The following is a 13,093-nucleotide window of genomic DNA, read 5'->3' on the forward strand; positions in this document are numbered from 1 at the left end:
TGGGCGCTTTCCACGCTCGCATCGAGCGCAGCTACGTCAAAGCTGTGGTCCCACGAGAGAAATCTCTTTATTCCGCGCTTCGCCGGCCACGGTCCAGGATCTTTATTGAGAGTCACTTCGAATCCTACGCCCCGGAGCAACTCTCATCATGACCGCTCATTCAATAGACACCCGATGTCGATCGATCTGGTCGGCTGTGGGCAGATCGTTCGTCGTCCTGGCATCAGTCTGCCTGTTCTGCCCCGTCGCACAGGCGGGGTACACGGTGCTCGATGGGGCCCCGGTCACGCAGGGCCAAATGCGAGTCGCCGAAGATGACTTCGACGAATTGAAAGCGACGTTGCCGTCACCAAGCCAATGCTTCACTTTGAAAGAGACGCGTGTGGAGGCCGATGTCTCAGGCGTCCTGGCACGGGTTCGAGTTTCCCAGGTTTTCAAAAACCCCTATTCCGAGCGACTGGAGGCCTTGTACGTCTTTCCGCTGCCTGAAAACTGCGCCGTCGACGCCTATTCCTTTCAGATCGGAGAACGTCTGATTGTCGGAGAGGTCAAACGAAAGGAAGACGCACGTCGTGAATATGAGCAGGCCCGAGACGAGGGACGAAAGGCGGCGTTGTTGGAACAAGAACGGGCCAACGTGTTCTCTCAGGCGGTCGCCAACATCCCTCCCGACGGCGAAGTGACCGTGAACATCGAGTACGTGCATCCGCTGGAGATCGACGAAGACCGCTACGTCTTTCGTTTTCCGATGGTTGTTGGGCCGCGCTATATCCCAGGAGAACCGTTGAGTCGTCCCAGCGTCGGTCGCGGTTGGGCAGCCGACACCGACCAAGTCCCGGATGCGTCACGAATCACGCCGGACTTTCTACCCGAGGGGATGCGAAACGGCAACGATGTCTTTGTCACCGTGAATGTTGATGCGGCCATGCCGATTCAGGAAATCGTGCCGGTCACACACGAGCTGGACATCCAACGGACGTCGGAAACTCAAACGGTCGCGACCTTGAAGAACCAGTCGACGATCGCCGACAAAGACTTTGTCATCGAGTACCGTTTGGCGGGTGAGCAAAGCACGTTGGCGTCGCTGGTACACCGCCCGGCAGAATCCGAAGCAGGTTACGTCATGTTGGCGCTGCAACCGAAATGGTCCATCGAGCCGGCCGAGATCACGCCGCGCGAGGTGATTGTGGTCTTGGACACCAGCGGATCGATGAACGGGCCGGCGATCAGCCAATTGCGATTGTTTGCCCAACATGTGCTGGATCATTTGAATCCGCAGGATGAATTCCGGATGATCGCGTTTAATAATCATGCCACGGCGTTTCGGCAGGATTCGGTTGTGGCAACTGACGCCAATGTCCAAGCCGCAAAACAATTCGTGCGTGGGTTGCGCGCCAGCGGCGGAACAAAACTGCTGCCGGCACTCCAGTTGGCGTTGGGGGGCAACGCTGATGAACAGGCTCGCCCCCGCTACATGATTCTGCTGACCGACGCCCTTGTTGGCAATGATCATTCCATTCTGCGCTATCTACAGAACCCGGAGTTTCAGGACGCTCGGGTGTTTCCGATCGGGTTCGGGGCTGCACCAAATGACTACCTGATCAATCGCGCCGCGGAGATGGGACGGGGGTTCTCGATGCAAGTCAACAACCAGGACAACGCGGGCGAGATCGCTCGGCGTTTTAACGAACGCACCAGCCAGCCCTACATGACGGACTTGCAAATCGACTGGGGAGGACTTGTCATCAAAGATCAGGTTCCTTCGCGACTTCCGGATCTGTATGCCGGAAAGCCGCTCGTCGTCTTGGGACGGTATGAAACATCGGCAATGGGGACCGTGCGATTGCAGGGCAACGTGCTGGGGCAAGCCGTTGAAATGGAACTCGAACTGGACCTGCCGACGCAAGAAGTCGCCCACGATTCCATCGGTCCGATTTGGGCCCGCCAGCGAATCCGACAGATCTGGAACCGCGACGTCGGACATGAAACCCCGCAGGGCCGCGAAGAAATCACCGCGCTGGGGCTGAGGCATCAACTGATGACTCAGTACACATCGTTCATTGCCGTCGAGAAAGAACTCTCCGAAACGCCACAGGGGTCACTGATCAGCGAGTCCGTCCCGGTGATGATGCCTGAGGGGATGACCGAAAAGTCTGTCGGTCGCTCTCGGGCCGTCGCGAGGAGTGCCCGGAGCATTCCACCGGCAGCCTCAGCGGTCGCCGGGGGCACAGCGCCGCAACGGCCAGTTGCGGTCGACAATGCGGCTCCCAGCATGCCGCCTCCGTCGGGACCGTCGTCTTCCTCCTCACGGCCTCGCCAATCGCCCAGCGGCGGAAGCAACTTCTCAGGTGCTTCAGGCGGTGGCGGTGGCGGTCCGATCGGACCGGTCACCGCGATCTTCTCGATCGGTGGTGCGGGCGCGGCCGCGATGATGCGGCGTCGAAAGGCACGCAACGCGACGGAGCGGACGCGATGAGCGCAGGCGAATCACTGTTTCCGACGCTTCGCCGGCGACGCGAGATCGGATATCAACGCATCTGCCGCAGGTGCCGTTCATGGTGCATGGACCATCGCGTGACCCTGGCCGTTTCGGCGATCGCGATTCTGGCGCATGTCGTCCCCAACCTGGCCGCCGTGTTGCAGTTGGATTTTGCGTCCGCCGCCGCCGGACAATGGTGGCGTCTCCTGTCCGGTCACCTCACGCATTATGACAGCCAACATTTGTTTTGGGACGTGTTGATGTTTGTCGTGTTGGGCGCGGCCTGTGAACGACAGCACCCCAAGCTTTTCGGGGTCTCGCTGCTGGTGATGGCGCTGGGGATCTCGGCGACGGTCGCCTTGGTGTGCAAGGATGTTTCGGGATATCGTGGCCTGAGCGGGATCGACACCGGGCTGTTCGTTTGGTTCATCGGCGATCAGATTCGACACTGTCTTGCCGGTCGCGATCGTCTGTTCGCCGGCTTTTGGATCTCGATGGCAACGTTGCTGGTCGCGAAGCTGCTGTATGAATTCGTGACCGGCGCGGTGCTCTTTGTGGATGCCGATGGATTCAAGCCCTTGATCGAATCCCATCTGGCGGGCGCCGTCTTCGGTGGCTTGTTGGTGGGGATAGGTTGGTGTCTAGCCTGTAGGCGATTCCCCTCGCTGCAACGCAGCGACTCCGGCGGCTAAAGCCCAATGCCACTTAGTTTCGATCACAAACTGAGCCGTAGGCGCTAGCCTCGGGCCCTACAAGTCTCGAAGGGCAATCCAAGGCCCGCGGCTAGCGCCGTCGGCTCATAAAGTAAGTGGTATTGGGCTAAAGCCTGAACACTGCCGCTATCGCCCCGACTTTCAATCCCCGAATCGGTATTCGACCCATCCGGAAAGGCTTTGGCCGGGTTGGCAGATTTGCAGGTGCGACTCGGCCGTCTTGCCGGCGGCATGCAGGTTGTGGGCGTCGGTGCTGCAGGTCTGGCTTTCGATGCCAAAGTACGGCCGGTCCGGTGTCCAGACCACCAGGTGCGTGAATGCCTCGGAAGCCTTGATCGTGATTCGACGATTCACGTCGCGGTACTCGATGACGGTGGGCTGGTCCGGCGTCAGGCCCCAGAACACGTCGTCAAATGAAGTTCCCTCTAGCGACATAAATTCGCCAAGCGGATAGTCTAACGCTTCCTTCGGAACCAGCGCTCCCGATGGCAACTGGTTTTCGGATTCCATCCAATGCGTTGCCGGGATCTTCAGGTACGTGTTCTCGCGGCGGCCTTGGTAGACGAAGTACGGATGCAAGGCAAATCCGAACGGCACGGCGGTCTTCCCTTCGCTATTGTCCACCGTGTAAGTCCAGCGGACCGCAGCGTCGGTCACCGTGACGGTCAAGAACAACTGATGTGGAAAGGGGAACTGCGAATGTAACTCGGTGCCGTCGCGAAAATCGGCCACACACGTGACCGAGGCGCTGTCGGAATCGGATCCGGACCGCACGAATTTCCAAGTGTGTCGATTGACCAGACCGTGAATGAAGTTCGCGCCCGCGTTGGGTTGAAAGCGAACCGTTTTGCCGTCGAATTCGAACGCGGCGTTCTTGACGCGATTCGGCGTCGGATACAAAACGGGGTTTCCGAAGCCGACGCCGGGCAGCTTGTCCAGCGATTCGGGTTGCCGCAGGTATTCGACGTCGTCGACACGAATCGAATACGCGTTGGCGCCGGCAGCCGGAGCGAATTTGACGACGGTCGTTCCCTGCCGCAACGTGAACACCTGGGTTCCGGAGTCGTTGCCGATCGAGATTCCGCCTGCCAATGCGGAGGGTGCCATTGCCAAGAAGGTGAAACAACAAAGGAGTGATCGGATCATCGGGTTTATACTCAAACGGCGAGAAGGCTCATGCGTGGTCAACACCAACTCCTAGGGTAGCGGAACCCGTCGACAGCCTGTTGACCTGTCCTTAGTCGAGTCATCCAAGTCGGTGTTGCAAGATTGGATGGTGCATCGTTCTACCTTAATGCGTCGATTGCGCCCGATCCAGCGGGATGGTCGCGACGAGGACGTTGGCGCGATAGTTCTCGATCTGCAGCACCGGACGTCTGTGCTGGTCCCAGACATCGATGTTGAACGTCGCATATTTGTCGGTCGATTCGAGCGGCGTGATGCGGGCGGTGACCTGCTGGCCGACGACGGGGGGCGAGAACGTCCGCAATCGTCGAATCGAATGTGGCAAGGCGATCGACGTCCGGTCGATCGTCCATTCATGGACCCCCGCCGAAAACACGCAGGTGTCGATCAACACACAGGGCAGCAAGACCGAATCGCCGCTTTCGGCCGATAGAAACTCCGCCGGGTCGGCGATCCTGATTTTCGCCCACGATTCCTGCCGGGAATAGTAGAACTGTTCCAACTGGCGATAGATCGGGCCGTGATACACCGACAATTTGTGATCCAAGTAATGGACCGGGACATAGGGCACATCGGGAAATTCAACCGTGTCGATCGCAGCGCCATCGGGCTGGTCGGATCGGATGACACATTCGGCATGCACGCGGTCCTTGCGAAGCACTTGGCCTTTGCGGTTTTTGAAATCGCTGAGCATGGAACATCGGATCTGGTCGCCCGATCGCTCGGCGCGGACCCGAATCTCCTGCGGTTGATCGGTAAAGAAACGCATCGATTCGACAATGCGAAAGTTCTCGATCGTTGTCACCGCCAGCCCGTTGACTGCCAGCCCACCGGTCAGCAGGCTGGCCGTCTCGGCACAGGCTTCCGCGGCAGCGACGAAGGGCAAGATCGGTCGGCCGCGCAGCAGGTGCTGGGATAAGAAGTTGTCGTTGACCGGATCGACGTCGCGCGCGGTCGTGATGCCGTGGCCGTTTGCACCATCCAGGTCCTGGACGCGATCGATCATCGGATAGGGACTTAGGGAAGAGACGTAATGGTCGGTGTAGTAGCGTTTGTAGCGTTCCCAATCGGTGACCAAGACCTCGCCTTCGGGACAGCCGCGCTGCAGTTCGTCGATGAAGTGCGCGACGCCTTCATCGACGGGCATGTACTTGGCGTCGACGAGTGTCTTGGCGAGTCGCGACTCGGGGCGGACGGCCATCCCGACTTCGTCCCACGACGGCCAGTCAAAGGCAACCGCATGAACCTCGGGGCGAGTCTTGCGAAACCAACTGACGAGCTTGCACAGCAGTTCGTTGGCCAAGCAGTAATCGGTTTGGCCGACACCGCCGAAGCGCCCCGAGATGGATGCAAACGCGGCGAAGACCTTCAAGTCGTCTTGTCGGGTTAATTCCATCAGCGAGACGGCACCGTCGACTTTTGATGCGATCGTACGCTCGACCGACGCGAGTTTCTTCTTGGCGAAACTGCTCGCCTTTTCATAACCCGCACCGTGGATGATGCCGTCGATGCGGCCGTCGGTCTGTCGGATTCGGTCCAACAAGCGTGCCAGTGCCCGGTGGTCGCTGACGTCGCATGCGTGGTAGGTGACATCCAAACCCGATTTGGCAAAGGCACGCAGGTTTTCGTCGATTTCCAAGGCCTTTTCCACACGCGACCAGGCATCGATCGGGACCTCGCCCGCCTGGAGGGCTTTGCGAACGACTTCGGCACGGAGTTGCTTTCGCTGATCGGAACTCAAGTTTCGCCAACCGTCTTCGATTTCCGGCAGGGGACTCGATCCGATCAGGTGCAGTTTGACGCCGAATTGCTCGCCGATCGCTTTGGCAATTTTGGCGGTGACCCCGCGGGCGCCGCCGGTGATGATCCAAACCTCACCGAAGTCAGGGTTGACGCTGGGGAGCTGATCGGCCGGTTGATGGAGGGGCGCGACGACGTGACGTTTCCCGCCACGATAGGAGACTTCCGCTGTTCGTCCGGCCGACGATGCGGCTTCGTCGATCAATCGAGCCGCGATAAAATGCGGATCAGCATCCTGGTCAAAATCGACGACGCGGGCGCGGAACGATGTTTGTGCGGCGAACCCAAGTTCGATCAACAAACCCTTGACCAGTCCGGTCGCAAATCCACCCTCGGGGGAGATCAGGGAATCATCAAAGCCCAGCAACCCGCCCAGGCGGACGCCGCCGACGATTCTGCCTTCACCGACGAGCCCGTTTTCAGCGAGCAGCGTCATCCAGCGTTGGCAGAGTTGATACGGCACCAACAGGCCGCTCTGACGGCGTCGTTGCCAATCGTCCACCGAGGCGCCCAAGGCGGCGTCTTTGTCCCACGCGGTCAACAAGAAGACATTGGTCGGCACACCGGTTCGGCAAAAGTCGTCCAGAAAGGAAGTGGCGGCGTCGACATCGTCCAACCGCCGCAGATGAAGACAACGCACGCCAGCACGTTGCAGCGATTCGGCAAACGCGTCGGCGGCGGCGTTGTCGCCCAACAGCAAAACACCACCTTGCAGCGTCGCAGCGACGTCGGCTTGTGGTGCAGGCGGCGTTTGGATGCATCGCAGGACGAATCGGTCGCAGACCTTCCCGGCACCAACATTCGCCGCTCGCCCGCCGAACGCGTGCGAACGTTGTGAGAATTCTTGCCAGGTGATCACTCGGTCGCTTGCCCGCGCGGGGGCGTTCTCCGTTGCTCTCGTTGCGGTGACGCGAGGTCGGGTTTGCGGGGCCGGCTGGAACCCGATCAATGTCTCCAGGTCGAGTTCGAAAAACTGGTTCGCGTCCGCCGAGGGTTCATGATTGCCCGGCGTCGTCCAAGCCCGTCCCGATCGCACGTCAAAGAGAACGCTGACTTGGTTGTCGACACGGCGGATGGTGTTCATGGTCGCAAAACGGACTTCCCTGCCGCGGCCTTCGTCGTATTGATCCCTCATCCATCGTTGCAGCATTGCGGTTGACGGATCCTGGTCGTCTTTCAGCCGCCACAATGACTCAAGCCGTTGTTGGCGCAGGAGCGAGTGCCGCGGAGTTTTAGCGACCGCGGGCAGCAACTGGGCATGATTGCTGACCAGATGACGGTCATGAATCCGCTTGGATTGAAACGTTCCGCAATCGTATTCGACATAGGCCGGTTCGGTACCAATGGCGTCGGAGATGCAGATGCCCCAGCCGCCGGTGGTCCGTTCGCGGCGCAGCAGACTAACGGCGTCGTCGACCGACTTGCAGGATTCCAGGACGCGACGGATGACGATCGAGTGGAGTAGTCCGTCGGCCGTTTCGGCGCGGCGGGGACGGTCCAACAGCATCGAGCTGGTGACGACCACTCCGGCCGCGTTAACGCCATTGATCCCCAAAACATGACCGGCGGCGGAAAACAGCAAGTGCGGAAACCCAGCGGTCGGTCGCCGGATTTGAACGCAGCGTCGCATCGTGTCACGAAGAAACAATCCCAGCGGCATGTCTTCGTTGGCCGCGTGCAGCCACTGTGTCTCTGTCGGTCGGGCGGCGGGATGCGATGTGGATGATGGCCGGCCGGCGAGTACTTGCGTGCAACCGGCACCGATTTCTGGATAGGCGTACAGATTGTGTTCCAGCAACGCTTCGACGGGGACACCCGCCCCGTCGGCCATCCCACGCACTTCCTGCAACGCCGAGTCGTCGACCAGCGTGTCCAGCATCGATTTCGCCCGTGACAATTCGGGCAGGGTTCGACCGAACTTGCCGGCGGCGATTTCCTTGTAACGATCCAGCATCCGATGAATCGCTGATGTCATGGATTGACCGTGCGCGGCGCCCATCTGGCGGGGTGAACCTTCCAGGAACAACAGCGGAAGTCCCGCCTCGGCATTCGCCGCCGATTCTTGGACGTTGATGCTGGAGCCCGGACGCTGGCGCGAGCCGGCTGATGTCGTTTGCAGATCAGTCGTTTGGCGCGAGCCTACGGGCGTGTCGGGAGTCGGCTCCGCTTGCTCGATGCCACTGGTGCTGCCCGGACGCTGGCGCGAACCGGCTGATGTGGTTTGCAGATCAGCCGTTTGGCGCGAGCCTACGGGCGTGTCGGGAGTCGGCTCCGCTTGCTCGATGCCACTGGTGCTGCCCGGACGCTGGCGCGAACCGGCTGATGTGGTTTGCAGATCAGCCGTTTGGCGCGAGCCTACGGGCGTGTCGGGAGTCGGCTCCGCTTGCTCGATGCCACTGGTGCTGCCCGGACGCTGGCGCGAACCGGCTGATGTGGTTTGCAGATCAGCCGTTTGGCGCGAGCCTACGGGCGTGTCGGGAGTCGGCTCCGCTTGCTGGCCGCCACTGGTGCTGCCCGGACGCTGGCGCGAGCCGGCTGATGTGGTTTGCAGATCAGCCGTTTGGCGCGAGCCTACGGGCATGTCGGGAGTCGGCTCCGCTTGCTCGATGTCACTGGTGCTGCCCGGACGCTGGCGCGAACCGGCTGATGTCGTTTGCAAATCAGCCGTTTGGCGCGAGCCTACGGGCGTCGCTGTATCCGATACGGTCAGCCTCAACCGCGTTTCCATGTCGTCCGATTGACCGATCGGGACACCGGCGGCGCGCAATGCGGCATCCAGCCGGGCCAGGGATTCGTCGTGGTGTCGCTTCTTATTGTCCGTTGCGATCCACAACAATTCATCACCAACGATCTGCTCGTGCAACCGAGTCAGGACGGGGCTAGGTCCAATTTCCACCAGCACATTGACGCCCTCGTCGACCAGCCGTCGAATCTGATCGGTGTACAGCACCGGTTGCACCAGTTGCCGGACCAGGTTTTCACGGATCGAGTCGGGTTCAGCGACGTAGCGGTTGTCGACACTGCTGAGCAACGGGGTGCGCGGCGGGGCGATTCCTAAACGGTCGAGTTGTTGTCGAAACGCCGTTTGGATCGGCGCCATCAGCGGCGTGTGATAGGGGCGGGGCACGTTCAGGATTCTGGCGTGGACCCCGGCGTCGACCATCCGCGATTTCAGATTCTCAATCGCGGTGCGGCTGCCGGCGATGACGGTTTGTCGGTCACTGTTGCAATTGGCGACAAAGGCTTCGCCCGGAGTAGCGTTGCAGTAGGTCTGCGCGCCGTGTCGATCGAGGTCGACCGCCAGCATCGCGCCATCGATTTCCTTGGACTCGGTGATCAACCGACAACGATGGTACGTTGCCACAGCCGCGGTGGTGAAATCCCATGCGCCGGCTGCGACCAAGGCCGGAAACTCCCCATAACTGTGGGCCGAGATCCGGTCTGGACGGATCCCCATCGCATCGACCACTTCCATCAAGATCGAATCGGCGACCAACAAGGAAAGTTGCGTGCGCCAGACGTCTTGACCGAGAAGATCCGCTTGGTCGACGACTAGATCTCGGTAGCTGGGAAACTGCAGTGATTTCAGGATCGCATCGATTCGTTCAGCGGCCGCGGAGGCGACGGGATGCGTTTGGACCAATTCGGTCAGCATGGACGGGTACTGTGACCCTTGTCCGGGAAACAAAAACGCCACCTTCGGCCACCGCGATCGCTCGACGCAGTAAATGCCTTGGCTTTGGAACAGTGCCTTGCGTTTGGGATGCGCGTGTGATGAAACAAACAGTTCCGCTTTCGTGCGAAGCTCGTCGTCGGTGCGGTAGACGATCGCCAGTGAATGTCGTTGATCGCTGGGAGGGCCGATGTCGCGCGATGGGTGGATCGGGTCGATTGCCCCGCCCGCGGCAACCTGTGTCGCGATGTCGATCAGACCGGACGGTGAGTCGGCTTGGCAAATCCAGCTTCGATAAGCGTGATCGCGATCGACCGCAGGGCGAGCCGTTTGGTCGCGACCGGGTTGTGCGGTCGCCGCTGGGACGGGTTGCCCACGCTCGATCACGACATGAGACGCCATTCCCCTGGCGTGGCAATGGAGGGTGGAATAGACGCGGCCGGAGGGATCAACGACCGGCAGGTCCCGGCTTGTCGCGGGGAACTCACACCAGGATTGATTAGACACGCAATCGATCGGCAGTTCTGGTGGCCGACCGACCGGCGATTGAAGGTGCGAGAGTGCCAACGACGATTTGACCAACGCGATCATTCCCGCCGCGCTGCCGGTGTGCCCGAGTTGTCCGGCGAGCGAACGCAGATGCAACGGTTGCTCCCGCTCTGCCGCGTACGCTTGGGCGATCGCTTGGAATTCGTCACGGTCGTCGCCGGCAACGCCACCGGCCGACAACTCGACGGCCGAGATTTGATCGGCAGTCACGCCGGCTCCTGCGAGGGCCCGGCCGATGGCGATTCGTTGCGAGGTTTGTTGATCGTCGTGACGTGCGACACCGATTTCACGGATCACCGACAGGATTTCGTCGCCGTCGGCTTTCGCGTCACGGAGTTTTTTCAGCAGCACGACCGCGACTCCTTCGGCCGGGGCCATGCCGTCTGAATTCTGATCCAACGATCGGACACGACCCGACGGACTCAACCGCCCGGACAAGCGGAGACATTCAAACGCGTGGGGGCCGAGGTCGCGTTGGGCTCCGGCGGCGATGACCATCTTGCAGTCACCACGCAGCAGGAATCCACGCGCCGTGTTGACCGCCATGATGGAGGAGTTGTCGCTGCTATCCAAAGCGAACGCACCGCCCATCAGGTCATAGGTCTTGGTGATCCGCGAGGCCAGTGAGCTGTTGCTGAAGCCGCCCGTTTCGTCCAACAAGGCCGGCATTCGTTCGAGCAGCACCTCGGCGAATCGCCGAGAGGTCCGGGCGATCTCTGCCGCGGGGATGCCTTTCTCTCGCAAGACCGTTTCGATGACTTCACGCAGCACCGGCAATCGCAGCCCGACCAGGAGCTGGGAACTGGCTTCGCCGCCGACGAGATTGCCGACGATGACCGCGGTGTGCTCGCGGTCCAGCTTGGACTCGTATCCGGATGCCTGGAGCGCCTCGGCGACCGTGTCCAGGATCATGAACTGGAGCGGATCGGCGTTGGCGACTTGTTTCGGCGGAACGCGATGCCGTCGCCAATCGTATTGGTAATCGCGGATAAACCCGCCGACCCAATGTTTGGCGTCGTCCCCATGATCCAGCGTGACATCCCAGCGGTCGGCCGGGACGGGGATCTTGGGATCTCGACCCGATGACATCAGGTCCCAAAACTGATCGATCGTCCGTGCTCCGGGCACCAGCAGTGCGGCACCGACCACGGCAATCGATCGGTCCTCGGGCGCCGTGTCGCGGCGAGATCGTAAACGGATGGACGTGTCCGGCAAATATTCCTCCAACACGACATGCACATTCAAGCCGCCGATTCCGAACGCGTTGACGCCGGCCCGCCGTGGTCCGTCCGGCGGCGGATCCGGCCAGGGGATCGCGGTGGTCGGCAATTGAAAGGGCGCGGCCGCCCAATCCACGTTGGGGCTCGGCCGGCGCAGATTGATCAGCGGCGGGATCATGCGGTGCTGCATCGCCAGCACCGTTTTGACCAGCCCGGCCAGTCCGGCGGCTTCCAGCGTGTGGCCGATGTTGGCTTTGACGCTGCCGAGGGGAATCTTGCGATCCGGCGGTCGCCCGAACGATTCGTTGAAGGCCTCGGCCAAGCTATTGATCTCCGTCGAATCACCGACCGGCGTCGACGTCGCGTGGGCTTCGACATACTGAACCGAGCTCGGCGTCACGTCGGCCGAATAGGCGCGGCGGACGGCAGCGATTTGACCTTCACGTCGCGGCGCCCACAGGCTTTTCCCTTTGCCGTCGGAGGAAACGCCGATGCCGCGGATCACCGCGCGGATCGGATCCTTGTCCGCCAGGGCGCGCTCGAGTGTTTTCACAACCGCGACGACGTAGCCTTCTGCGGCGACCAGCCCGTCGGCGTCGGCATCAAAGGGACGTGAACCGGTGGCACTGACGGTTTGCGCCTGCGAAAACAGAATCAAAGCGTCCAGCTTGCAATAGGACAGGCCGCCGATCACGGCCAAGTCGATGTCGCCCGTTTGCAGCGCGTGGGCGCCGGCGGCCAACGCGACCAGCGAAGAACTGCACGCGGCGTTGATCGACAGACAAGGGCCGTCCAGCCCGAAGGCTTTGGAGATCAGCCGCGCCGCTTCGGAGCTTTCCAGCAACGGCCCGCCGCCGGGATTCCGCTTCGGTAGATCACGACGCACCCGAGCGGTCGTCTCGGCGACCAACGCTGCTTGCTCACGAGGAGCCAGCCTGGAAACGTGGTCCGTTTGACGAAGACAATCCATCGCCTGGGCAGCCATGACGCCGAGCGTCAATTCGCCGATCAAGTTGGAACCGCGCTGATGGCCGACGAACACACCGCCTCGTGTCGACTCGGTAGCGTGCGGATCCAGTCCGGCATCGCGAATCGCTTGACCGGCGACCTGGCACAAGTCCAAATGCGAGTGATCGGCGTTTTCGATGTCGTGATCGGTCAGACGAAACGGTTCGATGGGTGCCGTGCGGTCGCCGACAATCCCGCCGATCTTGGAATAGGTCTTTCCGAATTGTCCCGGTTCGGGATCGTAATACCGCCGCTGGTCCAGTCGCTCGGCGGGAAGTTCCGCGATCGCGCTGCGGCCTTCGATCATCAGCGACCAGTATTCGTCCAAATCGCTCGCGCCGGGCAAACGGCAGGCCATCCCGATCACGGCCAAGGGCGTGTCAGCGGATCGGTTTTCCGAGGGTGGATGGTTGGGGGCGGAATTCATCATTCGGTTCTGCTGCGACAGGCACGCGGCGGTGCGTGT

At 61.2% G+C, this 13,093-nt stretch carries 4 protein-coding genes; 2 read left to right on the forward strand and 2 right to left on the reverse strand.

What is annotated here, in order from left to right; genetic code table 11:
- The first annotated feature begins 148 nt into the window (after positions 1–148).
- Both Mal15_RS20830 and rrtA read left to right on the forward strand, forming a co-directional pair.
- Positions 149–2,476, forward strand: a complete 2,328-nt coding sequence (locus tag Mal15_RS20830) for a VIT domain-containing protein (RefSeq protein ID WP_147869527.1) — start codon at positions 149–151, stop codon at positions 2,474–2,476.
- Positions 2,473–3,171, forward strand: a complete 699-nt coding sequence (gene rrtA, locus Mal15_RS20835; protein ID WP_147869528.1) for a rhombosortase — start codon at positions 2,473–2,475, stop codon at positions 3,169–3,171. The genes Mal15_RS20830 and rrtA overlap by 4 nt, the downstream gene beginning before the upstream one ends.
- A 162-nt stretch (positions 3,172–3,333) precedes the next feature.
- Here the strand turns inward: rrtA and Mal15_RS20840 are convergent, their stop codons facing one another.
- The gene (locus tag Mal15_RS20840) at positions 3,334–4,338 is read right to left on the reverse strand and encodes an aldose 1-epimerase (protein ID WP_147869529.1); all 1,005 of its coding nucleotides are present in this window, start codon (positions 4,336–4,338) and stop codon (positions 3,334–3,336) included.
- 145 nt (positions 4,339–4,483) lie between these two features.
- The gene (locus Mal15_RS20845) at positions 4,484–13,054 is read right to left on the reverse strand and encodes a type I polyketide synthase (RefSeq protein WP_167546945.1); all 8,571 of its coding nucleotides are present in this window, start codon (positions 13,052–13,054) and stop codon (positions 4,484–4,486) included.
- Positions 13,055–13,093 lie beyond the last annotated feature (39 nt).

The organism is Stieleria maiorica (genome assembly GCF_008035925.1).
Classification (GTDB): domain Bacteria; phylum Planctomycetota; class Planctomycetia; order Pirellulales; family Pirellulaceae; genus Stieleria; species Stieleria maiorica.